Origin of the sequence: Herbaspirillum sp. RTI4, from assembly GCF_034313965.1 — a bacterium.
Classification (GTDB): domain Bacteria; phylum Pseudomonadota; class Gammaproteobacteria; order Burkholderiales; family Burkholderiaceae_D; genus Herbaspirillum.
This window is the reverse complement of sequence record NZ_JAVIWQ010000002.1, coordinates 819,043-841,536: the sequence shown is the minus strand read 5'-3', so window position 1 is coordinate 841,536 and position 22,494 is coordinate 819,043. Positions and strand designations below refer to the sequence as shown.

Below are 22,494 nucleotides of genomic sequence, written 5' to 3'. Positions count from 1 at the left end.
CAGTTGTTAGGCATCACTCTGCGTGACGCCTAGCAACTGACAACTGCGTAAAAATGACCCTGTCCGACTCACCCGATACGAAATGCAAAATACGAAAAACGAAATACGAAAAAATCTACGTCCCTGCCGCCTCAAAAATTACCGAGAAACCATTCCTTCATGCGCTGCCACACTGCCTTCATCGAACCTTCCTGACGCGTCACGATATGACCGCGCAGATATTGCTTTTTTGCTTCCAGCATCAAACCCAGCACCGTCGCATAACGCGGACTACGCACCACATCGGCCAGTTGCCCGCTGTACTCGGGCGTACCCAAGCGCGCTGGCTTGAGGAAAATATCCTCTGCCATTTCCACCATTCCCGGCATCAAAGCCGATCCGCCGGTCAGCACAATGCCGCTCGACAGCACTTCTTCGTAACCCGATTCGCGCACCACCTGATGCACCAGCGCAAACAATTCCTCGACGCGCGGTTCGATCACCGCCGCAAGCGCCTGACGCGACAGCGTGCGCGGGGTGCGGTCGCCCAGACCGGGCACTTCCAGCGTTTCGCCCGGATCGGCCAGCACCTGCTTGGCCACGCCGTAGCGCAATTTGATTTCTTCCGCTTCCAGCGTCGGCGTCCGCAGCGCCATCGCAATATCGTTCGTGATCTGATCGCCCGCAATCGGGATCACTGCGGTGTGGCGAATCGCACCTTCGGTGAACACGGCGACGTCAGTCGTGCCGCCACCGATATCGACCAGCACCACGCCGAGTTCGCGCTCATCGGCCGTCAGCACGGCATCTGCCGAGGCCAAGGGCTGCAAAATCAGATCGGATACTTCCAGCCCGCAACGGCGCACGCATTTGACGATGTTCTGCACCGCCGACACCGCACCGGTGACGATGTGCACTTTGACTTCCAGCCGGATGCCGCTCATGCCGATAGGCTCGCGCACATCCTCCTGGTTATCCACGATGAATTCCTGCGGCACCGTATGCAGCAACTGCTGGTCCGTCGGGATATTCACGGCCTTGGCCGTTTCGATCACGCGCGACACATCGGCTGCGCTGACTTCTTTGTCCTTGATAGCGACCATGCCGCTGGAGTTGAAGCTGCGGATATGGCTGCCGGCAATCCCGGTATACACATTGCGAATCTTGCAGTCGGCCATCAGCTCGGCTTCTTCCAGCGCGCGCTGGATGGATTCCACCGTGGCTTCGATGTTGACCACCACACCCTTTTTCAAGCCCTTCGATTCCGACTGACCAAGACCGATCACTTCATGACGGCCATCCGGCAAGACTTCGGCCACGACTGCCACCACCTTCGAGGTGCCAACGTCGAGCCCGACAATTAAATTTTTTGCATCTTTAGTCATAGCGTTCCACTTATTATTTCTTGCCGTTCAATCCCGCCAAAACCAGTCCGGCCGATTTCAAAGCCAAGCCATTCGGGTAGCGCATGTCGACATCTTCTATATTCCCCTGCAGACGCTGCACCAATTGCGGATACACCGTCACCAGCCGCCCTACTCGTTCCCTCAGGGTCGTTTTATCCTGCTCACGTCCCAATTCCACATTCATGCCATTGTCCAGCCGCACCGACCAGGCGTACCGGCCAGATAACTGCACTGCCGCCGGCGATAACTTGAGCGGCGAAAACCAGTTCTTGAAATCCGCATAGCGCGCCACGACATCCGGCGCGCTTCCGACAGGGCCGCCGAATTCCAGCAAAGCACCATCGTCTTCCGCCTCCGCCAGATTGGCGGTAAACACATCGCCATGTACCGATAACAACTGGCCGGCATCACCCCAGGTACCGAGTGCGCGATGTTCTTCCAGTGCCACTACCAGCTTGTCCGGCCATTCGCGCCGCACCGTTGCCTTGCGCACCCAGGGCACAGCTTCAAATGCAAGCCGCACCGCACCCAGATCGGCGGTAAAGAAATTGCCTTTGAGCAGCGGCACCGGACTCGCCTGCACCGTTACCCGATTCACGCGTCGCAGGGGCTCTGCATCAATGCCTTCAACCTGAATCACCCGTAACGCAAACATCGGCCGCTCAGACAACCACCACAACCCGACCGCCAGCAAGGCCAGCAGAACCAGCGTCTGCAAGGCATTGGAGATGGCATTGAGCGTTTTGATGTCTTGCCACATGCTTATTCGCCCCGCTTCTTCACAGTTTTCCGCCGACAGCGACGCGCTGATCCAGCGCCGCCAACTTCAGAATTTCACAGCACAACTCTTCGTAACTCATTCCTGTCGCTTTGGCCGACATCGGTACCAGCGAGTGACCGGTCATGCCCGGCGAAGTATTGATTTCCAGCAAAAACGGTTCGTTGTCACTGGCGCGCAGCATGAAATCGACCCGCGACCAACCGCGGCATCCCAGCGCATTGAAGGCCTGTACCGCCAGCGCCTGCACCCGTTGTGTCAGCGCTTCATCCAAGGGCGCAGGACACAGATACTGCGTGTCGTCGCTGAAATACTTGTTTTGATAATCGTAGTTGCCTTGCGGTGCGCGAATTTCAATCACCGGCAAAGCGTGGGCAGTTTTCCCCTCGCCGATCACTGCAACCGTCAATTCGCGGCCAGTAATGAATTCTTCTCCCAGCACCACCGCATCGTATTCGGAGCACAGCGCGAAACCCGCTTGCATCTCGGCATGTTCGGTAATTTTGCTGATACCCAGCGTCGAGCCTTCATGCGGAGCTTTCAGCATCAGCGGCAAGCCCAAAAAGTCGGCCGCCTCGCGCAACGCTGCCGGTGTGGCATGGTCGGCATCGATCACCAGAAAACGCGGCGTCGGCAAGTTATAACCGAGCCAGATGCGCTTGGTCATGATCTTGTCCATCGCGATCGCAGATGCCATCACGCCGGGTCCGGTATAAGGAATGCCGAGTTGTTCCAGCGCGCCTTGCAGCGTGCCGTCTTCACCAAAGCGTCCGTGCAGCGCAATGAAGACGCGATCAAATTTTTCTGCGGCCAATTCCGCCAGACTGCGTTCCGCCGGATCGAAAGGATGCGCATCGACACCTTTGGCGCGCAGCGCCTGCAAGACGCCATTGCCGGACATGATCGACACATCACGTTCAGCCGAACGGCCGCCGAACAAGACGCCGACTTTGCCGAAGGAAGCGCTGCTTTGCGATGGATTCGTCATGCTTGCTCCCTTTTTTCTGCGCTGCCGTCGGCATGCGCTACCAGTTGCGCAGGCACGCCGCTGATCGAACCCGCACCCATCGTGACGACCACATCGCCGTCGCGCAAAATGGCGAGCAAGGTATCGGGCATTTCGGCGATATCCTCAACGAACACGGGCTCCACTTTGCCGGCCACGCGCAAGGCATGTGCCAGCGCACGACCATCGGCGGCCACAATCGGCGTTTCGCCTGCGGCATAAATTTCTGCCAGCACCAAGGCATCGGCGCTGGACAACACTTTCACAAAATCTTCGAACAGATCGCGGGTGCGCGTGTAGCGGTGCGGCTGAAACGCCAACACCAGACGACGGCCCGGATAGGCACCACGCGCCGCTGAAATCGTGGCGGCGGTTTCTACCGGATGGTGACCATAATCATCAACCAGCGTATAGCTGCCAGTCTGATTGCCTTCGGCATCCCGCAACGCCAGATCGCCGTAACGGGTAAAGCGTCGACCCACGCCGTTGAATTCCGTCAGGGCCTTTTGTATGGCGGCGTCACTGACATCCAGTTCACGCGCGATAGCGATGGCGGCACAGGCGTTCTGCACGTTATGCATGCCCGGCTGGTTCAGGCTGATTTGCATCGGCGCATAACCTTCCTGTATCGCCGTAAATTGCATATGTCCGCCCACCGCGCTGGCGTCGATGGCGCGGATATCGGCGTCTTCACGGAAGCCGTAAGTCAGTATCGGCTTGGAAATCATCGGCATGATTTCGCGCACATGCGGATCGTCGATGCACAGTACGGCCACACCGTAAAACGGCAGGCGCTGCGTGAACTCGACGAAAGCCTGCTTGAGCTGGGCGAAATCGTGGTTATACGTTTCCATGTGATCGGCATCGATGTTGGTGATGACTTCAATCACCGGCATCAGATTCAGGAACGAGGCGTCCGACTCATCCGCTTCGGCCACGATAAATTCCCCGGAGCCGAGCTTGGCATTGGCACCGGCGCTGGTCAGCCGTCCACCGATGACAAAGGTAGGGTCAAGCCCGCCTTCGGCCAGCACGCTGGCGACCAGACTCGTCGTTGTGGTTTTGCCGTGCGTGCCGGCAATCGCGATGCCTTTTTTGAGGCGCATCAGTTCGCCCAGCATCACTGCACGCGGCACAATCGGAATGTGTTTTTTGCGCGCCGCCATGACTTCCGGGTTATCCCCCTTGACGGCAGTCGAGGTGACGATGGCGTCGGCACCGTCGATATTTTCCGCGGCATGGCCGCGCGTCACGCGCGCACCGAGGCGCAGCAGACGCTGAGTCGCGGCATTGCTGCCCAGATCCGAGCCGGATACGCCGTAGCCCAGATTGAGCATGACTTCAGCGATGCCGCTCATGCCGGAACCGCCTATGCCGACGAAATGGATATTTTTAACGCGGTATTTCATGATGTCACTACCAGTCTTTCCAGTACCTTCGCGATCGCCTCGTTGGCGTCGCGCCGGCCTTGTTCGTATGCGGCCTGCGCCAGTTGCTGGCAAGCCGTCCTGTCTAATCGTTGCAGCAAATCAGCCAATGCCTGCGGCGTCATTTCCGCCTGCGGCAAATGCACTGCGGCATGCTGCGCCGCCATCCAGCTGGCGTTATTGCGCTGGTGCGAAGTGGTCGATGCCGAGAACGGTACCAGCACGCTGGCAACCCCCGCCGCCGTCAATTCCGACAAGGTAATCGCCCCGGCGCGGCAAATCACCAGATCGGCTTGCGCATAGTGCTGCGCCATGTCGTCGATGAAATCGACAATCTCGGCGTCCACCTGCGCTGCTTTATAAGCCTTGCGCAAAGCCTCGATATGCCGCTTGCCGGACTGATGAATCACTTGTGGCCGCACGCCTGCCGGCAATAAAGCCAGTGCTGCCGGCACGCATTCGTTGAGCACTTGCGCGCCCAGACTGCCGCCAACCACCAGGACGCGCAAGGGTCCGCTGCGACCCGCATACCGTTGTGCCGGTGGCGGCAGGGCGATAATTTCGTCGCGCACAGGATTACCGGTCACTTCTGCTTTACCAGCGGCTGCGCCGAAATCGGCGGGGAAACCGAACAACACCCGCTGCGCCAGTGGTGCCAGCACGCGGTTCGATAACAACAGCGCCGCATCGGCATTGACCAGCACCAGTGGAATACCGCGCAAACGCGCCATGGCACCGCCGGGAACCGTCACATAACCGCCCATGCCGATCACGACGTCCGGCTTGCGCTGTTGCAGAATACGGAAGCAACGTACGAATCCGGCCAGCAAACGTCCCACGCCGCGTACGGTATGCAGCAATCCCTTGCCGCGCACGCCGGAAAAAACGATGGTGTCGAACGGCAGTCCGGCCTGCGGCACCAGCTCACGCTCCATGCCGTGCGTCGTGCCTAGCCAGCTGACTGTCCAGCCGCGCTGCTGCATCGTCTGCGCAATCGCCAGGCCGGGGAAAATATGACCGCCGGTACCGGCCGCCATGATTTGCAAGTGCTTGCCGCGTTGTCGTAGCTTCATGGGCGACCTCCGCGCATGAGCATGCGATTTTCGTAATCGATGCGCAGCACAATCGCCAGACCCACGCAATTGAGCAGGACACCGGAACCGCCATAACTCATCAGCGGCAATGTCAGGCCCTTGGTCGGCAGCAAACCAAGGTTGACGCCCATGTTGATGAAGGTCTGCACACCCAACCAGATGCCGACACCCTTGGCGACCAGTCCGGCGAAAGTCAGATCGAGCACGATGGCCTGACGACCGATATCAAAAGTGCGTTTGACCAACCAGTAAAACAGTGCCACGACGACCAGCACACCGGCGAATCCGAGCTCTTCCCCAATGACTGCCAGCAGAAAATCGGTATGCGCTTCCGGCAAGTAATGCAATTTTTCGACACTGGCACCAAGGCCGACGCCGAACAATTCGCCACGACCAAAGGCAATCAGGGAGTGCGACAACTGATAGGCCTTGCCCAGGGCGTTATCTTCTTGCCAGGGATTGAGGTAAGCGAAAATCCGCTCGCGCCGCCACGGAGACATCACAATGACCAGCGAAAAAATACCCACCAGCGTGGCACCAATGCCGCCAAACCACACGCCATTGATGCCGCCCAAAAACAAAATTCCCATCGCAATGCAAACGATGACGCCGAATGCACCCAGATCCGGCTCCAGCAACAACAGCAAACCGACCACGCCGACCGCAATCGTCATCGGCATAAAGCCCTTGGTCAGTTTGTGCATGACTTCCTGCTTGCGCACGGTGTAGTCGGCCGCATAAATCACGATGAACAGCTTCATCAGTTCAGATGGCTGCAAATTGAATACTTTGAACGATAACCAGCGCTTGGCTCCGTTGACGCCCTTGCCAATGCCCGGCACCAATACCAGCACCAATAAAATCAGCGTAAAGACGAATAAATAGGGAGCCATTTTTTGCCAGGTGGCGATCTTGATGCGAAACACCAGTAACCCGGCAAACAGAGAAATCACCACGAACGTCGCTTGCCTCACCAGGAAATGCGAGGTCGTGTAATTAGCGTATTTTGGCGAATCCGGCAGAGCGATCGAAGCGGAATACACCATCACCATGCCGAACAGCATCAGCAGCAGCACTACCCAGACCAGCGCCTGGTCGTAAGCCATCATCTTCGAGCGCTGTTCAAAATCTCCCACGGCCCGGCTATCCCGCCCGATGTTGGCAGGTTCGGCGAACCACTTGCCGATGATTGGCAGGGCTAGTTTCATGCCAGCACCTCGCCATGTTCCAGAGCCAGTTCGCGCACTGCTTCGACAAACACTTCGGCGCGGTGCGCATAATTTTTAAACATATCGAAACTGGCGCAGGCTGGCGACAGCAACACGGCGTCGCCCGGTTGCGCCAGCAAAGCGGCTTGCTGCACGGCCTGCTCCAAGGTCGCGCAATCGATCAGCGCCACGCCACTGTCGGCCAGTGCCGCGCGGATCTGAGGCGCATCGCGGCCGATCAGAAACACGGCACGTCCATATTTGGAGACGGGTTGCGCCAGCGGCGTAAAGTCTTGCCCCTTACCCTCGCCACCGGCAATCAGCAGCAAGCGGTTAGGACGACCGCCATGCCCCAGTCCGTTCAGTGCGGCGACCGTCGCGCCGACGTTGGTGCCCTTGCTGTCGTCGTAGTACTCGACATCTTGCAGCACTGCCACCAACTCCACCCGATGCGGCTCGCCGCGATAATCACGCAGACCGTGCAGCAAGGGCGCTAACGGCAAATCGATGGCGCGGCACAAGGCCAGCGCCGCCAGGGCATTTTGCGCATTGTGCATGCCGCGAATGTGCAGGGCGTCGACCGGCATCAAGCGCTGCACGATGAAAGCCTGTTCGATCAATTCCTGCTGATTTTTTTTCTTGCGCCGCCGATCCGGAGTGCCATCGGTCTCGTCCTGCGCGACTGCTTGTGCCAGCCACAGCATGCCGTTGTCATCGACCAGACCGAAATTGTCTGCCCGGTTGGGCGCATCCATCCCGAAACTGACGGTGCCGTTGGCAGGGCTCGCCAGTTGCATCGTCCGCGCATCGTCGCGATTGAGGACGCGTATGGTGCGCGCACCGAAAATGCGCGCCTTGTCCGCGACATACGCCGCCATATCGCCATGCCAGTCCAGATGGTCTTGCGTAATATTGAGCAGCACAGCGGCGTCCGCCTGCAAACTTTGCGTGGCGTACAGCTGAAAGCTCGACAACTCGAGTACCCATACATCGGGTAGCGACGGCCATTTTTGTTGCGCTGTTTTTGACGCGGGTTCTGTGGTGTTTGTTGACTCTACTGATTCTGTGACATTTTCTGGTTCCGCCGTCTCTGCCAATGCGGCTGGTTCTTCGGGGTCCACTGGCTCTGCTGGTTCCGTTGGTTCCGTTGGTTCCATTGGTTCCATTGGTTCAACGGATTCTGCGGATTCTGCGGACACCGCCAGTGGCGCATCCTGCTCTGCTTCCGGCGGCGCAGTTTGTATCAGCGCTTCGCGCAGCACATCCAGCGCTGCCGGGCTGATATTGCCGGCTACTTTGACACTCAAACCGGCGCGTTCGCACAGCAGCCCGGTCAAACGCGTGACCGTGGTTTTGCCATTGGTACCGGTGATCGCCAGTACTTTCGGCGCATAGCCCTCTTGCTCCTGCAAGGAGGCCAGCGCCTGCGCGAACAATTCGATCTCGCCCCACAAGGGTATTTCTTTTTCGTTCGCTGCAGCAACGATTTCGGCCAGCTCATGCTGCGGCGACAAACCAGGACTGAGCGCAAGGAAATCGACTCCGTTCAACAGTGCCGCATCCAAAGCGCGTCCGCCGATGAACTCCGTATCCGGGGCAATTTCGCGCAATACCTGCAGGCGTGCGGCGACCGCATCCTGATCACGGGTATCGGCCACGCGCACGCTGGCACCGCAGTGCAGAAGCCAGCGTGCCATTGCCAGTCCCGACTCACCGAGCCCGAGTACCAGAACGTGTTTGCCTGAATAATTCATTGCGCCTTATCTAGCGGAGTTTCAGTGTCGACAGGCCGAACAGCACCAGGATCATGGTAATGATCCAGAACCGTACGACCACTTGTGTTTCTTTCCAGCCCTTTTGTTCGTAGTGATGATGCAGCGGCGCCATCAGCAACACGCGCTTGCCGACGCCAGTCCGTTTTTTGGTGATTTTGAAATACGCGACCTGCAACATGACCGACAAGGTTTCCACCACGAAGATGCCGCCCATGATGCACAGCACGATTTCCTGCCGCGCGATCACGGCGACAGTACCTAGCGCTCCGCCCAATGCCAGCGCGCCGACGTCACCCATGAAGACCTGTGCCGGATAGGCGTTGTACCAGAGGAAGGCCAGTCCGGCACCCGCCATCGCTCCGCAAAAAATCAACAATTCACCGGCGCCGGAAATGTGAGGAATAATTAGATATTTGGCATAGGCCGCGTTACCGGTCAGATACGCGAAAATGCCCAGCGCCGAACCCACCATCACCGTCGGCATGATCGCCAGACCGTCCAGCCCGTCGGTCAGATTGACCGCGTTGCTGGTGCCGACAATCACAAAATAAGTCAGCGCAATGAATCCCCAGACGCCCAATGGATAACTGACTGTCTTGAAAAACGGTACGATCAGATCGGCCTTGGGCGACAGCTCCAGATTGAAGCCGGATTGCACCCACGCGGAAAACAGTTCAAGTACTTTTGCATTCGTCACTTCCGACACCGAAAACGCGAGGTAAAACGCAGCCACGATACCGATCAGTGATTGCCAGAAAAACTTGTCGCGTGAGCGCATGCCGTTAGGGTCTTTGTAGACCACCTTGCGGTAATCATCGACCCAGCCGATAGCGCCAAAACCCAGCGTCACGATCAGTACAATCCAGACGAAGCGGTTGCTGAGGTCAGCCCACAGCAGTGTTGATATGCCGATGCCGATCAGAATCAGCACACCGCCCATGGTCGGCGTGCCAGATTTGATCAGATGCGTTTGCGGACCATCAGTACGCACTGCCTGACCCACCTTGAGTCGGGCCAGCATACGGATCACTGCCGGACCGGCCGCGAGGCCGATCAACAGCGCGGTCAACGTCGCGAACACCGCGCGGAAGGTGATGAAGTTAAACACCCGCAGTGCGCTGAAGTCCTGCTGAAACATTTGTGCCAACCAGAGCAACATCTTAGTGATTCCCTTGTTTATTTTGTGCGGTCGTGCCGGATGCGGCGCCCGCCAATTGCTGCACCACGCGTTCCATTTGCATAAATCGCGAGCCTTTGACTAGCACCGGCGTATCGGACTCAACCACAATTGCCAGCGCAGCATTGAGCGCCTCGATCGTGGCGAAATGCTGCGCCGGAAATTTGTTTTCACCGGCCGTATTGAACGCGGCGACGGCATGCGACATCAATGCGCCCAGGCCCAACAGGCGAGAAATACCGCGCTGCTGCGCATAAGCGCCGATTTCCGCATGGAACTGCGGCCCCTCGTCGCCCACTTCGCCCATGTCGCCCAACACCAGAATGGAGTGTTCGCCGGAGTGCGCCAGCACGTCGATGGCAGCACGTACGGAATCAGGATTGGCGTTGTAGGTATCGTCGATCACCAATGCGCCGCAGGCCGCATGCTTACGTTGCAAGCGTCCATTGACCGGCGCGAACGCTTCAAGCCCGGCAACAATCGATTCGATACCAATACCTGCGCCGAAGGCACAGGCAATCGCCGCCAGTGCATTTCTGACATTGTGTTCACCGGCTGCGGCCAATTGCAGCGCGAAATTCGCCGTCGCCTGACCTGATAGCTGGGACCGAATAGCGACCACTAAGGCGCTACCGAAACCGGTGGTCTGATATGTGGCGCTGACATCGGCCGCAGCCGTCAGACCGAAGGTCAGCGTGCGACGCGCACCGGCCAGTTCGCGCCAGCGCGCGGTGAATTCGTCGTCGGCTGGAAACACGGCAACGCCGTCGGCCTGAAGACTGCTGAGGACGGCGCCGTTTTCATCCGCGACCGCCGCGACGCTGCTCATGAATTCCAGATGCTCACGCTGGGCGTTGTTGACCAGCGCCACGCTCGGTTGCGCCATCCGCGACAGCACAGCGATTTCGCCCGGATGATTCATGCCCAGTTCGATCACCGCGGCGCGCTGTCCGGCTTGCAGGCGGAACAGCGTCAGCGGCACGCCGATATCGTTATTGAAATTGCCGCGCGTTGCGAGATAGTCTTCACCGTAGGCAGCCGCCAGAATGGAGGCCAGCATTTCTTTGACGGTAGTCTTGCCGTTGCTGCCGGTCACGCCGATCAGCGGCAACGCGAATTGCCCGCGCCAGTAGTGCGCCAGCTGACCCAATGCAAGTCGTGCATCCGGCACTACCAGCGCGGGAATGCTTAGTCCGGGCACAAGACGCTCGACCACCACAGCGGCCGCACCCTGCTCCTGCACTGCCGCTAGAAAATCGTGCGCGTCGAACCGTTCGCCGCGCAAGGCCACGAACAACATGCCGGGCTTGACTGCGCGACTGTCGGTGGTGACGCCATCAATAGCAGAAACCTGATCCGCTGCCGCATCGTGCGGCTGCCATTGCGCCTGCGGCAATGCCTGCAACAATTGAGCGAACGTGGCGCGCATCAGATCGCCCCTCCCATCGTGACCCGCGCAGCCAGCGCCAGCGCGGCATGGTCGGCGTCGAGGAAGGGCAATTTCTTGCCGTTGAATTCCTGATAGTTTTCGTGGCCCTTGCCTGCCAGCAGCACTACATCGTGTTTGCCGGCATGCCGGATAGTCCACAGAATGGCGGCGGCGCGGTCGGCCATCACATGCGGTACCAGCCCACTGATGCCGCTTTGAATCTGGGTAATGATCTCTGCCGGATCTTCGTAGCGCGGGTTGTCGTTGGTCAGTACGATGCGATCGGCCATCATGGCTGCCTGTCCCATCGCGGCGCGTTTTCCCGAATCGCGACCACCGCCGCAACCGAACATGCACCAGAGCTGTCCACCGCGCTGGGCAGCGATCTGGCGTAGCGCTGCCAGTGCTTTTTCCAGTGCATCCGGAGTATGCGCATAGTCGATCACCACCAGCGGCGCTTCCTGTCCACCCGCCTGTTGCATGCGTCCTGGAACCGGCGTCAATGCAGCGAGCGCGACAAGAGCCGCATCCCATGCCACGCCTCTGGCCAGCAGCACTCCCAACACACCGAGCACGTTGCTGACGTTGAACAAACCCACCAGTTGCGTTTTGACCAGCGCATTGCCGAACGGCGATTCCACATGAAAACTGGTACCGGCCGGTCCGCTGCGAATCGCGCTGGCGCGTAACTGCTGTACGCCGGCAGTCTCCGGGATACCGGCGGCGGGTCCTATGCTGTAAGCGATCAGCGGCAAGCCCCGCGCAGCAAGACGGGCAATCAGGCGCTGCCCCATCGGATCGTCGCTATTGATTACCGCCTGGCGCAGACCGGGCCAGTCGAACAGCGCGCTCTTCGCACTTTCGTAGGCGTCCATGTCGCCGTGATAATCGAGATGATCGCGGGTGAAATTAGTAAACAGAGCGACATCGACATGCAGGCCTGACATACGGCCCTGATGCAAACCGATGGAGGACGCCTCGATCGCCAGCGAAGTCGCTCCGGCGCGCGCCAACACATCGAGCTGCTGCTGTAATAGCAACGCATCGGGAGTGGTGTAGCCAGTGGCAGCAAAACCCTGCGATGCGCCTTCGCGGAACAGTCCGGCACCGAAAGTACCGATCACGGCGGACGGAGCGCCCTCGATTTTCGACAGCGCTGCGCCTAGCCACCATGCGCAGGAGGTTTTGCCATTGGTGCCGGTAACGGCAACGGTGAACAGCGAACTATCAGGATGTCCGTAATAGGCACTGCCAACTGGTCCGGCCAGTTGCTTCAAATTCTGTACTGCCAGACGTGGCAATGGCATGGGCAAATCGAGTGCGGCATCCCAGACGAAGTCGGCGGCTTCATACACGATGGCAGCAGCACCGCGCTCAATAGCATCGGCAATATAGCGACGGCCATCGGCTTCGTCGCCCGGATAAGCAAAGAAAATATCGCCGGCGCTGATGCGGCGCGAATCGGCGCTTAACTGCGGCACGCATTGAGGCTCGCTTGCGCCTGCATCCCGCTGACTTTGCAACCAGTTCAGAATCTCGTTAGCGGTAGAAACGGCCTTGTTCATACGCCCTCCTCATATCCATCTTTAGGGATGATGATGTTGGTCACGCTGGAATCGGGAGCGACGTTCAGTGCGCGCAATGCGCTGGCCACGACGTTGGCAAATACCGGGCCGGCAACCGTTCCGCCAAAGTGCGAGCCGTTGCTAGGCTCGTCGATCATGACCGCCACAATGATGCGCGGGTCGGACATCGGCGCAATGCCTGCAAACGATGCCACGTACTTTCTGACGTATTTGCCGCCGACTACTTTGTAGGCGGTACCGGTTTTGCCGCCGACCCGGTATCCAGGCACTTGCGCCTGAGGGGCTGTGCCGGTAGGACTGACCACGGTTTCCAGCATCCGGCGCATTTGCAAAGCGGTATTGGAGGAAATGACGCGCTGTCCTACCGGCGCGTTGGTCAACTTTTGGAACGACAGAGGAATCAGGTCACCGTTACGGGCAAAGATCAGATAGGCGTGCGCCAGCTGAATCAGGGAAACCGAAATGCCATGACCGTAACTCATGGTGGCCTGCTCAATCGGCCGCCATGACTTGTAAGGCCGCACGCGCCCGGCGACCGCTCCGGGGAAACCGAATTTCGGTTGCTGACCCAGTCCGACGGCGGTAAACATTTCCCACATTTCCTGGCGCGGCAGACCCAGTGCGATCTTGGCCGTGCCGATGTTGGACGATTTTTCAATGATCTGCGCCACGCTCAGCACACCATGCGCGTGCGAGTCGCCGATGGTCGCGGTGCCAATCGTCATCTTGCCGGGCGAAGTATCGAACACTGTTGCAGGCGTGACCCGGTTGGTATCCAGTGCCAGCGAAACCGTGAATGGCTTGAGCGTGGAGCCAGGTTCGAAGGTATCGGTCAGCACCCGGTTGCGCAGTTGCGCGCCGGTCAGCACTGAGCGATCGTTGGGATTGTAGGTCGGCATGTTGGCCAGCGCCAGCACTTCGCCGGTACGGGTATCGATGACGATAATGCCACCGGCCTTGGCCTTGTTTTTCTCTACCGCCTCTTTTAACTGAGTAAAGGCGATGTACTGAATTTTGCTGTCGATCGACAGCACCAGATCCTTGCCGTCATGCGGTTCGCGCACTGCCCGGATGTCCTCGACGATACGGCCCAGGCGGTCCTTGATGACGCGTCGGCTGCCGGTCGTGCCGGCCAGCGTGGCCTGAGAGCCGAGTTCCATGCCGTCCTGACCGGCGTCTTCGACATTGGTAAAGCCGACCACGTGAGCCATGACTTCGCCTTCGGGATAAAAGCGCTTGTATTCCTTGCGGGTTTCGATTCCAGAGAGGCCGAGTTTCAGCACGCTGTCGGTAACATCCTGCTCGACCTGACGCTTGAGATAGACAAAGCTACGGTCGGAACTGAGTTTTTTGGCCAGATCCTTGTCGCTCATGCCGAGCAATCCTGCCAGCGCGTGCAGTTTTTCTTTGGGTGCGTCGACCAGATCGTCCGGAATCGCCCAGATCGCCTTGACCGGGACCGATGACGCCAATACCTGACCGTTACGGTCGGTAATTTTCCCGCGCGTGGCGGGCAGTTCCAAGGTGCGCGCGTAACGCGATGCACCCTGCTTTTGCAGGAAATCGGTCGTCATTCCCTGTAACCACAAGGCGCGCAATGCTAACGCCAGGAAGGCGACGAACAGCATGAACAATACGACGCGCGAACGCCAGCTGGGCAGCTTGACCTCAAGCAAAGGACTGGCCGTAAAGGCCACGCCTTTGCCCGCAGCAACACGCGCGCCGGCGACACTGGCGCGCGATGGCGTACGCGTCATGCGCGTCATTTTCCACCTGCCGTCAGATATTCAGTGCGGGCCGGGGTCAGCGGCATCATGCTCAACTCGCTACGGGCGATCGCTTCGATACGGGAGTTCTTGCCCAAAGTGGACTGATCGAGCTGCAATTGCGCCCATTCGATATCGAGTTGCCGCATTTCAGACTGAGCGCGCTCCTGCTCGATGAACAGCTGACGCGCCTGATACTGGGAATTGACGAGCGAGAGGGCGCAAACTACGAGGATGCCGGTCAGCAGGAGGTTGAAACGCGCGCTCATCGCGGCGCTCCGGCAGGCAAGCGCTCGGCCACCCGCATGACGGCAGAGCGCGCGCGCGGATTCAGGGAGATTTCTTCCTCATCGGGCATCTGACGCCCTATCAGCGTCATTTCTGGCTGCGGCAGGTCAACCGCACGAATCGGCAGGCGGCGATCCGGCTGCGGCACCTTGGCTTTGGAGGCCAGGAATTGCTTGACGATACGGTCTTCGAGCGAGTGAAAGCTGATCACTACCATTCTCCCCTGCGCCGCCATGTGTGCGTATGCCCCGGCCAAACCTATCTCGAGTTCTTCAAGCTCTTGATTGATGAAAATCCGTATAGCCTGAAAGGTCCGAGTTGCCGGATCTTTGCCTTTTTCCCGGGTTTTGACGGCGTGTGCCACGATCGCGGCAAGCTGTCGTGTGCCCGAAATCGGCTCGATTGCGCGGCGAGCAACAATCGCCTTTGCAATCTGAACAGCAAACCGTTCTTCTCCATATTCGCGTATGACCTTTCCAATGAGTTGTTCAGGAGCTTCTGCCAGCCACTGCGCGGCAGACAGACCTCGGGTCGTATCCATGCGCATGTCCAGCGGACCGTCGTTACGGAAGCTGAAACCGCGGGCGGCGTCATCTACCTGCGGCGACGAAATACCCAGATCCAGCAAGACGCCATCCACCTGCGCAATACCACGCTCCGAAAGAGCTTCTCCGAACGTGGCAAAACTGTCGTGCACGATACTGAAACGGGAATCCGTGATCGTTTGTGCGTTGGCGATAGCCTGCAAGTCCTTATCGAACGCAATCAGGCGACCACGCGGGCTCAGCAGTTCCAGAATGCGCCGGCTGTGACCGCCGCGACCGAAAGTGCCATCCACATACACGCCGTCGGCGCGGGAGCCCTCTATCGCCAGTCCAGCCACAGCTTGTTCTAGCAGCACCGTGCGGTGCTGCAAATCGGGCACCGTTTGCAAAGTCATCGCGCCGCCGTCAGAACGAAAAATCGCTCAACACATCCGGCATGCCGGAGGCAATCGCCTGCGACTCGCTTTCCGCCAACCGGGCGGCATCCCAAATTTCGAAATGGCTACCCATGCCCAGCACCATCACGTCGCGCTGCAAACCAACTGCCGAGCGGAGTTCCGGCGCAATCAGGATGCGACCGGCGGAATCCAGCTCCACGTCAGAGGCATTGCCCAGAAAAATGCGCTGCCAGGCGCGCGCTGACATCGGCCAGCCGGCGATTTGTTCGCGATGGCTTTCCCACGTCGGGCGCGGGAAAAGCAGCAGACAACCATGCGGATGGCGGGTCAGGGTGACGCGCCCTTCGCACTGCACCGACAAGGCGTCACGATGCTTGGCCGGAATAGACATCCGTCCTTTGGCATCGAGATTGAGAGCTGAAGCGCCTTGAAACACAGTGAAATCCTTGGCCTGAAACAGGTACACACAGTGGGTGATCGCGAAAAGTGTTGTTTTTTTGTTTGAAAACAACCCACAAAAAAACACTTTTTCACACTATCGCCCACTTTAGTGGATGCACTAATACAGGTCAAGCAATATTCGGCATTGCAAATAAGAGATTTTCGAATGAAGTCAACGACTTAGCGCAACTAATTCGAAAAATGCTTATATTGCTTTCTGAGGGAAATGAAGGACTTAGGAAGGATAGTGAATGTAATGGGCGAGATAAACACATGGGTTTATCTGAAAACCACTTCCAGCAGGAGGGGAAAATCAATGTTGCGCCTGGGAGAAACGCCTCAAAAAATGAGACTTTTCCGAGTGGAATCGACGTACATACGAATGAAAATACGCCAAGCAGAAGCGGGGACTACAACGACGCGGGGATAGTACCTGGCTCAGCGCCCCAGATCAGCGAGCGGATGCTCAGCGGCAGACCAGGGGTCGACGAAGAAACCTTCGCCCCAGATTGTGCTGACCTCCGCCAGACTGGCGTGCTGCCAGCGCGGCTGCTGGTCCTTGTCGATAATCAGAGCGCGTATGCCTTCTGCGAAATCAGGACGAGCCGCGCAATGCAGCACCGTCACCAACTCCAGGCGAAATACCTCTGCCAGCGACAAATGACGTGCGCGCTGCTGCAAGGCCGCAATCAGCCAGACAGAACCGGGCGCGCCGGCCGCCAGCGTTTTAGCGGCTTTTTGCAGCCACGCATCATCGCCGCCGATGTGAGCGATAGCATCGACGACGCCACCGAGCAAGGGCGCCCGGCAGACGCGATCAATCAAATCGTAATGAATGCGGAGCTGTGACGGCGCAAACGCCGCCTGCCCCAAAGCGCTTTGCTCCGCCTCCAGCAACACCTGACTGAGCAGCGCAGCATCGCCGTCACCACTCCAGTTTTGCTGCCGCAATGCGTCGATCACCGCCGACTTATCGGCATGGGCAATCCGGTAATCGGCAAGGCCGGCGAAACACGCGTCTTCGGCGTTCATCGCCGCCCCGGTCAAACCCAAAAAGAGACCGAGCCGACCCGGCATACGACTCAGAAACCAGCTACCGCCCACATCCGGGAACAGGCCGATAGTGATTTCCGGCATGGCCAGACGCGACCGCTCCGTCACCACGCGATGGCTGGCACCGGCCATCAGACCAATACCGCCGCCCATCACAATGCCGTGCCCCCAGCACAAGATCGGTTTCGGATAAGTGTGGATCAGATAATCGAGGCGGTACTCATGCTCGAAAAAATCCAGTGCGTAGCGATTGCCGCGGATGTCGTCCCGCTCGGCCGAGGCATGGTGTTGCTGCATGGCGCGGTACAACTGTTGCAGATCGCCGCCAGCGCAAAACGCTTTTTCACCGGCCGCCTGCAAAACCACGATGGCAATGGCGGCGTCCTCACGCCATGCTTGCAGTTGCCTTGTCAGCAAGGCTGTCATGTCTGCCGAAAGTGCATTGAGCGTTTTTTCGGCATTAAGTGTGGCAACGCCGATGCGACGGCCGTTGGCGCAGCTTATTTCCTCAAACAAAACGGGAGCGACAGCGTAAACGTCCATGATGATTGGCGGCAACAGTAACGAAAACAAATGAAAAACAGACAAAAATAGGTCAAATCAACCCAAAATCGTCCAACTCTCAGAAAAAAGTGAAGCAAGCCGATAGGCCGGATTCTGTTACGACGGTTGCCCGTTATGACAGCCATTCCTCTAGGCGCTGAATTACTCCAGCGCTCAAGCTTTCTACCCGCACGCTCCGCGAGCAGCATCAATGCGTGCCTATTTGAAATTGCTCCGGGTGGAGGTTACCGCGTTTCACCGTAACTAAATACGCTCGTCTCTGTGGCCCTATTCCTCGCCTTATACCTTGCGGCTTTCAGCGGACGGCCATTAACCGTCACCCTGCTCTATGGAGTCCGGACCTTCCTCCCGCCAGCGTCTTGCAACGCCGGCCAGCGACTGTCTGGCTTGCTTCGGGCGCCATTGTAGCCCACTCCCGGCCTGCGATGCGTCACTGATGCACGGTGGATACCTCATGCCGATTTTGCATGCGACATCCGCAGCGCTGCGTTATATAGTGCGTCAGAAGTGACGGGCCTCCCCCGCCACGCCACTTTACAAGGAAGAAACACATGCACGTTTGCATACTGGGAGCCGGAGTTATCGGCGTCAGCTCGGCCTACCGGCTACTGGCAGACGGACATCAAGTCACCCTCATCGACGCCGAGCCCACCGCCGGCAGCCAGACCAGCTACGGCAACGGCGCGCAACTGAGCTACTCCTACGTCGCACCGCTGGCCGATCCCTCGATCTGGACGCAATGGCCCCACTATCTGTTGAGCAGTTCATCGCCGCTGAGCTTGCGCCTGGGCGCAGGCAGCGGGCAACTGCGCTGGCTGGCGCAGTTTCTGGCCGCCAGCAACTCGCGCCGGGTCAAACGCACTACGCAGGAATTATTACAACTGGCATGCTTGAGCCGCGAAGAACTCGCGACCTGGGAAGAAGGGCTCTCGCTCGATTTTGCGCACAAGACCCCTGGCAAACTGGTGATGTACAGCGATGCCGCAGGACTGGCCGCAGCGGCCGGTCAAATCAAATTTCAAGCGCAATATGGATGTGAGCAGGAAATCGTCAATATGCGACGCTGCCTGGAAATCGAACCGGCGCTGGCCGCTGCATCAAAACGCTGGGCCGGAGGAGTGCATACCCCCAGCGAAGCCGTCGGCGACTGCCCTCTGTTTTGCCGTCAACTGGTGCTGGCAATGGAACAACAAGCGGGCTTCCGTTTCGTCCCCGCCACCCGGATTACCGCTGCCGTGATGTCCCGGGGAGAACTGCATTCCGTGCTGGCCGGAGAACAGCAATTTACAGCCGACGCTTTTGTGCTGGCCATGGGTGCCAACAGCGCCGCATTTGCCGCCCATGCCGGATTTGCCTTGCCGGTATACCCCCTCAAGGGCTATAGCATTACCGTGCCGCTGACCGATGACGTCGCCCGCGCCGCAGCGCCGCAGGTCTCCATCACCGATCTATCCAGAAAAATCGTCTATGCCCGCCTGGGCGACCAACTCAGAGTGGCAGGACGGGTGGAACTGGTCGGCCATGACCGCACGATTTCGCCGCGCGCCATCGCGCAACTGAAACAGGGTGTGCGCGAATTGTTCCCCGCCAGCAGCGCGCTCGACGATGAAGCCGCACTTTCACCATGGATGGGATTTCGCCCAGCGACACCGACCGGCGTGCCACTCATTGGTCGCTCGCCGGTCCCCAAACTATTTCTCAACGTAGGACACGGCGCGCTCGGCTGGACGCTGGCATGTGGCAGCGCAGCGCTATTGGCCGCGCACATCGGCGGCCGCGCCACGCCTATCGACGCCACGCCCTTTCTTTACAACGGACTATAGGTCTGTGACGCTTCATTAGCGAGTGCGCGACAGGCGATGCATGCCGCGCACTCGCACTAACTTACTCAACGGTCGCGGCGATCATCATCGTAGCCGTGACGTCGGCCATAATAAGAATCTTCGTAATACCCATGATGACGGCGATGTTCCGGCTCAACGTACACCACAGGCCGTTGGTAATAGCCCGGCTGCTGGTAATACACTTGTTGCGGCGCTTGGTAATAGACAGGTTGTGGCTCCTGATAGACCCGCTGCGGCGGATAATAGCGCGGCGCTTCCTGATACACCGGCCCTGAGTTGGCGATGATGGAACCGACGGCCACTGCGCCGAGAATGCCGGCAACCAGCGCAACGCCATTCCCACCACCATGCCCGCGTCCGTCGGCATACGCCGCTGTCGACACGGAGGAAGCAAGCACTCCGGCAATCAACAAGGCAGAAACAATTTTATAGTTAGACATGACTCACTCCTTAGAATAAGACGCTTTTAACCGCGTCATGATCCCAATATAGAACTGTTTGCCGACAACGTCCGGTTTCCATTGATTTGCTTACATCTCTTACTAACTCTCCTCTTTCCGCCCCTCTCCATCCGCTCCCGATAGCGTCCCAATAGCGTCCCGATAGAGGAATCCTGCGCCAACACCCGTGCCGAATGCGCGGACGCACTGTAAAAATGCAAAAATAGGCAGCTCCTCGCCTCTTTTCTCTCGCCTCTTTTTATCCACCCGCGCGGGAAGCTCACCAAAGAAACGGTCAATGAATCACGTCCCCAATCGCGCACTGGCTATTTTGTGTCTCGCGCTGAGCATGTCCTTAGTCGGCGTCTATGTCGCTCTCTCCAAGCCGCTGGCAGTCGCCCTACCCATCTTTCTGCTGGCGTGGCTACGTTTCGGTATCGGTGCCGTGGCCATGCTGCGCTGGCTGAAGAAACCTGCCATCGTCCCCGCAATGACGCGCCAGACCAAGCGCCTGGTATTTATCGAATCCTTCCTCGGCAATTTCCTGTTCACGCTGTGCATGATTTACGGCGTCAGCCTGACCGGCGCCGTCTCTGCCGGCATCATCCTGTCGGCCATCCCCGCCGTCGCCGCCCTGCTGAGCTGGGTTCTGCTCAAGGAGCGCATTGCCCCGCGCACCTGGGCCGCGATTGCCCTGAGCGCCATCGGCATAGGCTTGCTGGCACTGACGCAAGACACCGCGCCGCACGCACTTCCCACCTTGGCCGCCGGGACGACGCAAGCACCGGCATGGCTAGGCAATCTGCTGGTCTTTTGCGCCGTGGTGTGCGAAGCCGCGTACACCGTCATCGGCAAAAAGCTGACTGCCGTACTCAGCCCCAAGCGCATCAGCGCCCTCATCAATCTCTGGGGCCTGGCGCTGATGACCCCCCTTGGATTGTGGACGGCGCTCCATTTCGATTTTTCTCCGGTGAAAACCGATATCTGGCTGCTCTTGCTGTTTTATGGCATGGCCGCCAGCGTATGGACCGTCTGGCTCTGGATGACCGGTCTCAAAACTATCCCGGCCGCGCAAGCCGGCGTGTTCACCGTCATGCTGCCGCTCAGCGCCACACTCACCGGCGTGCTGGTGCTGGGTGAATCTCTCAGCGGCGGACAACTGTGGGCGTTCGGTCTTGCCGTCAGCGGCATGGTGCTGGCAACCCTGCCGCAACGGCGTCGCAGCCGCCCATCGGCCTGAGGCCCGCATGCGCCGCGGTTACCATTACTCCGTCTACGTCATCGAACTCAATGGAGATGTGATGTATGAAGCCCGTTTTCGCAAAGCCAATCCCGATTATCAGACTGGCAAGCCCTGTGTTTACGTCGGCATGACCGGCCTCAATCCCGATCTGCGCTTTGACAAGCACAAAGCCGGCATCCAGTCGAACCGCTACGCCCGGGAATTCGGACTGCGCCTGCTGCCGCACCTGTATCAGATGTACAACCCCATGCCCTACGACGGCGCGCGCGACATGGAAGTGGAACTGGCCATCGGCCTGCGCGAAGCCGGTTACGGCGTATGGCAGGCGTGAATATGGAAGTGGAATCCCTGACGCGCCTCGTCACCCTCACCATGCCCTACGGCAAATACAAGGGACGGCTGCTGGCCGACCTGCCCGGACACTATCTCGGCTGGTTCGCGCGCGAAGGGTTTCCGAAGGGGGACCTGGGTACATTGCTGGCGCTGATGTATGAGCTGGATCACAATGCCCTGCGGCATCTGCTAGATCCGCTGCGAGCGCCACGCCAAGCCGACAACTAGCGTTGCTTTTCCAGGTTGGCCTGTACGGTTCTCAGCAATTGCACCAAGTCCTCGCGCTGCTGCGGCGACAAGCCTTCCACCGCATGTTCCAGTATCTGTTTGCCGGACCGCCGGAACTGCTGATGCAAGTCATGGCCCTCGGCCGTCAGTTGCAGCCGGATGCTACGTCTATCTTTTTCATCTTCCTGTGCATCCAGATAGCCTCGCTCCCGCAGTCCGCGCACCAGTCGCGCGACTTGCGCCTTGTCCCGTCCGGAATGGATCACCAGATCGCTTTGGGCGGCACCGGGATGGCGCGCGAAATAATCCAGCACACGACTTTCCATATGCGTGACGTCGCGTTCATCCTCCCGAAAGGCTTGTGACCGACTCGACCGGTAAAGATGCATCACGGCATGAATCGCTTCAAAGACCGCATCGGCAGCGGGAGATTGATTGACTTTATCAAGCTTTATTTTCATAATGAGGACTTTATCAACTAAATAT

The 22,494-nt window shown here is 58.8% G+C and carries 21 protein-coding genes and 1 other RNA gene; 4 read left to right on the top strand and 18 right to left on the bottom strand.

The genetic code is table 11. The features are described 5' to 3' along the window. Positions 1-131 precede the first annotated feature (131 nt). The 16 genes from ftsA to rnpB form a co-directional block, all read right to left on the bottom strand. Complete coding sequence (ftsA, locus tag RGU70_RS04005) at positions 132-1,364, bottom strand: cell division protein FtsA (protein WP_322208108.1); 1,233 nt, start codon at positions 1,362-1,364, stop codon at positions 132-134. A 13-nt stretch (positions 1,365-1,377) separates the two neighbouring features. Next, positions 1,378-2,145 carry a cell division protein FtsQ/DivIB gene (locus RGU70_RS04000; RefSeq protein ID WP_322208107.1) on the bottom strand — a complete coding sequence of 256 codons (768 nt, stop codon included), beginning with the start codon at positions 2,143-2,145 and terminating at the stop codon, positions 1,378-1,380. A 19-nt stretch (positions 2,146-2,164) separates the two neighbouring features. After that, positions 2,165-3,151 carry a D-alanine--D-alanine ligase gene (locus RGU70_RS03995; protein ID WP_322208106.1) on the bottom strand — a complete coding sequence of 329 codons (987 nt, stop codon included), beginning with the start codon at positions 3,149-3,151 and terminating at the stop codon, positions 2,165-2,167. Further along, positions 3,148-4,578: a UDP-N-acetylmuramate--L-alanine ligase gene (murC, locus tag RGU70_RS03990; protein ID WP_322208105.1), complete on the bottom strand. Its 1,431-nt coding sequence runs from the start codon at positions 4,576-4,578 to the stop codon at positions 3,148-3,150. Before murC ends, RGU70_RS03995 begins: the two co-directional genes overlap by 4 nt. Then, positions 4,575-5,669, bottom strand: coding sequence for an undecaprenyldiphospho-muramoylpentapeptide beta-N-acetylglucosaminyltransferase (gene murG / locus RGU70_RS03985; protein ID WP_322208104.1), 1,095 nt, complete (start codon positions 5,667-5,669; stop codon positions 4,575-4,577). The genes murC and murG overlap by 4 nt, the downstream gene beginning before the upstream one ends. Beyond that, complete coding sequence (ftsW, locus tag RGU70_RS03980) at positions 5,666-6,898, bottom strand: putative lipid II flippase FtsW (RefSeq protein ID WP_416186475.1); 1,233 nt, start codon at positions 6,896-6,898, stop codon at positions 5,666-5,668. Before ftsW ends, murG begins: the two co-directional genes overlap by 4 nt. Further along, positions 6,895-8,652, bottom strand: a complete 1,758-nt coding sequence (gene murD, locus RGU70_RS03975) for a UDP-N-acetylmuramoyl-L-alanine--D-glutamate ligase (RefSeq protein WP_322208103.1) — start codon at positions 8,650-8,652, stop codon at positions 6,895-6,897. The genes ftsW and murD overlap by 4 nt, the downstream gene beginning before the upstream one ends. 10 nt (positions 8,653-8,662) lie before the next feature. Then, positions 8,663-9,832, bottom strand: a complete 1,170-nt coding sequence (gene mraY / locus RGU70_RS03970) for a phospho-N-acetylmuramoyl-pentapeptide-transferase (protein ID WP_322208102.1) — start codon at positions 9,830-9,832, stop codon at positions 8,663-8,665. Position 9,833: 1 nt separating this feature from the next. Next, positions 9,834-11,279, bottom strand: coding sequence for a UDP-N-acetylmuramoyl-tripeptide--D-alanyl-D-alanine ligase (locus RGU70_RS03965; protein WP_322208101.1), 1,446 nt, complete (start codon positions 11,277-11,279; stop codon positions 9,834-9,836). Further along, the gene (locus tag RGU70_RS03960; protein WP_322208100.1) at positions 11,279-12,844 is read right to left on the bottom strand and encodes a UDP-N-acetylmuramoyl-L-alanyl-D-glutamate--2,6-diaminopimelate ligase; all 1,566 of its coding nucleotides are present in this window, start codon (positions 12,842-12,844) and stop codon (positions 11,279-11,281) included. The genes RGU70_RS03965 and RGU70_RS03960 overlap by 1 nt, the downstream gene beginning before the upstream one ends. Then, complete coding sequence (locus tag RGU70_RS03955) at positions 12,841-14,622, bottom strand: penicillin-binding protein 2 (RefSeq protein WP_322208099.1); 1,782 nt, start codon at positions 14,620-14,622, stop codon at positions 12,841-12,843. Before RGU70_RS03955 ends, RGU70_RS03960 begins: the two co-directional genes overlap by 4 nt. Positions 14,623-14,627: 5 nt before the next feature. After that, positions 14,628-14,900, bottom strand: a complete 273-nt coding sequence (gene ftsL / locus RGU70_RS03950) for a cell division protein FtsL (protein ID WP_322208098.1) — start codon at positions 14,898-14,900, stop codon at positions 14,628-14,630. After that, positions 14,897-15,859, bottom strand: coding sequence for a 16S rRNA (cytosine(1402)-N(4))-methyltransferase RsmH (gene rsmH / locus RGU70_RS03945; RefSeq protein ID WP_322208097.1), 963 nt, complete (start codon positions 15,857-15,859; stop codon positions 14,897-14,899). The genes ftsL and rsmH overlap by 4 nt, the downstream gene beginning before the upstream one ends. Positions 15,860-15,869: 10 nt before the next feature. Further along, positions 15,870-16,298, bottom strand: a complete 429-nt coding sequence (gene mraZ, locus RGU70_RS03940) for a division/cell wall cluster transcriptional repressor MraZ (protein ID WP_322208096.1) — start codon at positions 16,296-16,298, stop codon at positions 15,870-15,872. 443 nt (positions 16,299-16,741) lie between these two features. After that, the gene (locus RGU70_RS03935; protein WP_322208095.1) at positions 16,742-17,899 is read right to left on the bottom strand and encodes an enoyl-CoA hydratase/isomerase family protein; all 1,158 of its coding nucleotides are present in this window, start codon (positions 17,897-17,899) and stop codon (positions 16,742-16,744) included. Between the two features lie 87 nt (positions 17,900-17,986). Continuing rightward, an RNA gene (gene rnpB / locus RGU70_RS03930) (RNase P RNA component class A) lies at positions 17,987-18,314 on the bottom strand. Positions 18,315-18,471: 157 nt separating this feature from the next. Here rnpB and RGU70_RS03925 point away from each other — a divergent pair. Beyond that, a complete protein-coding gene (locus tag RGU70_RS03925; RefSeq protein WP_322208094.1) occupies positions 18,472-19,743 on the top strand; it encodes a D-amino acid dehydrogenase in 1,272 nt (423 codons plus the stop codon). 65 nt (positions 19,744-19,808) lie between these two features. On the opposite strand, the gene RGU70_RS03920 is transcribed toward RGU70_RS03925, so the two are convergent. Beyond that, positions 19,809-20,204 carry a hypothetical protein gene (locus RGU70_RS03920; protein ID WP_322208093.1) on the bottom strand — a complete coding sequence of 132 codons (396 nt, stop codon included), beginning with the start codon at positions 20,202-20,204 and terminating at the stop codon, positions 19,809-19,811. Between the two features lie 298 nt (positions 20,205-20,502). Between RGU70_RS03920 and RGU70_RS03915 the strand changes: the two genes are divergently transcribed. Genes RGU70_RS03915 through RGU70_RS03905 form a run of 3 tightly spaced genes read left to right on the top strand, consistent with a single transcriptional unit; the run spans position 20,503 to position 22,008 of the window. Beyond that, complete coding sequence (locus tag RGU70_RS03915) at positions 20,503-21,444, top strand: DMT family transporter (protein WP_322208092.1); 942 nt, start codon at positions 20,503-20,505, stop codon at positions 21,442-21,444. A 7-nt stretch (positions 21,445-21,451) separates the two neighbouring features. Beyond that, positions 21,452-21,778, top strand: a complete 327-nt coding sequence (locus RGU70_RS03910) for a hypothetical protein (protein WP_322208091.1) — start codon at positions 21,452-21,454, stop codon at positions 21,776-21,778. A gap of 2 nt (positions 21,779-21,780) precedes the next feature. Next, on the top strand, positions 21,781-22,008 hold the full coding sequence (locus RGU70_RS03905) for a DUF3820 family protein (protein WP_322208090.1): 228 nt from the start codon (positions 21,781-21,783) through the stop codon (positions 22,006-22,008). On the opposite strand, the gene RGU70_RS03900 is transcribed toward RGU70_RS03905, so the two are convergent. Further along, positions 22,005-22,469, bottom strand: a complete 465-nt coding sequence (locus tag RGU70_RS03900) for a MarR family winged helix-turn-helix transcriptional regulator (protein ID WP_322208089.1) — start codon at positions 22,467-22,469, stop codon at positions 22,005-22,007. The two genes, RGU70_RS03905 and RGU70_RS03900, sit on opposite strands and share 4 nt — an antisense overlap. Positions 22,470-22,494: the final 25 nt, after the last annotated feature.

Excerpts from the sequence above, each read along its gene's own strand:
- ftsL (WP_322208098.1), bottom strand. The coding sequence starts at position 14,900 with ATGAGCGCGCGTTTCAACCTCCTGCTGACCGGCATCCTCGTAGTTTGC.
- RGU70_RS03925 (WP_322208094.1), top strand. The coding sequence starts at position 18,472 with ATGCACGTTTGCATACTGGGAGCCGGAGTTATCGGCGTCAGCTCGGCC.
- RGU70_RS03955 (WP_322208099.1), bottom strand. The coding sequence starts at position 14,622 with ATGACGCGTACGCCATCGCGCGCCAGTGTCGCCGGCGCGCGTGTTGCT.
- murG (WP_322208104.1), bottom strand. The coding sequence starts at position 5,669 with ATGAAGCTACGACAACGCGGCAAGCACTTGCAAATCATGGCGGCCGGT.
- rsmH (WP_322208097.1), bottom strand. The coding sequence starts at position 15,859 with ATGACTTTGCAAACGGTGCCCGATTTGCAGCACCGCACGGTGCTGCTA.
- RGU70_RS03965 (WP_322208101.1), bottom strand. The coding sequence starts at position 11,279 with ATGCGCGCCACGTTCGCTCAATTGTTGCAGGCATTGCCGCAGGCGCAA.
- mraY (WP_322208102.1), bottom strand. The coding sequence starts at position 9,832 with ATGTTGCTCTGGTTGGCACAAATGTTTCAGCAGGACTTCAGCGCACTG.
- RGU70_RS03900 (WP_322208089.1), bottom strand. The coding sequence starts at position 22,469 with ATGAAAATAAAGCTTGATAAAGTCAATCAATCTCCCGCTGCCGATGCG.
- RGU70_RS03935 (WP_322208095.1), bottom strand. The coding sequence starts at position 17,899 with ATGGACGTTTACGCTGTCGCTCCCGTTTTGTTTGAGGAAATAAGCTGC.
- ftsA (WP_322208108.1), bottom strand. The coding sequence starts at position 1,364 with ATGACTAAAGATGCAAAAAATTTAATTGTCGGGCTCGACGTTGGCACC.
- RGU70_RS03920 (WP_322208093.1), bottom strand. The coding sequence starts at position 20,204 with ATGTCTAACTATAAAATTGTTTCTGCCTTGTTGATTGCCGGAGTGCTT.
- RGU70_RS03905 (WP_322208090.1), top strand. The coding sequence starts at position 21,781 with ATGGAAGTGGAATCCCTGACGCGCCTCGTCACCCTCACCATGCCCTAC.
- RGU70_RS03995 (WP_322208106.1), bottom strand. The coding sequence starts at position 3,151 with ATGACGAATCCATCGCAAAGCAGCGCTTCCTTCGGCAAAGTCGGCGTC.
- RGU70_RS03910 (WP_322208091.1), top strand. The coding sequence starts at position 21,452 with ATGCGCCGCGGTTACCATTACTCCGTCTACGTCATCGAACTCAATGGA.
- ftsW (WP_416186475.1), bottom strand. The coding sequence starts at position 6,898 with ATGAAACTAGCCCTGCCAATCATCGGCAAGTGGTTCGCCGAACCTGCC.
- RGU70_RS04000 (WP_322208107.1), bottom strand. The coding sequence starts at position 2,145 with ATGTGGCAAGACATCAAAACGCTCAATGCCATCTCCAATGCCTTGCAG.
- murD (WP_322208103.1), bottom strand. The coding sequence starts at position 8,652 with ATGAATTATTCAGGCAAACACGTTCTGGTACTCGGGCTCGGTGAGTCG.
- RGU70_RS03915 (WP_322208092.1), top strand. The coding sequence starts at position 20,503 with ATGAATCACGTCCCCAATCGCGCACTGGCTATTTTGTGTCTCGCGCTG.
- RGU70_RS03960 (WP_322208100.1), bottom strand. The coding sequence starts at position 12,844 with ATGAACAAGGCCGTTTCTACCGCTAACGAGATTCTGAACTGGTTGCAA.
- murC (WP_322208105.1), bottom strand. The coding sequence starts at position 4,578 with ATGAAATACCGCGTTAAAAATATCCATTTCGTCGGCATAGGCGGTTCC.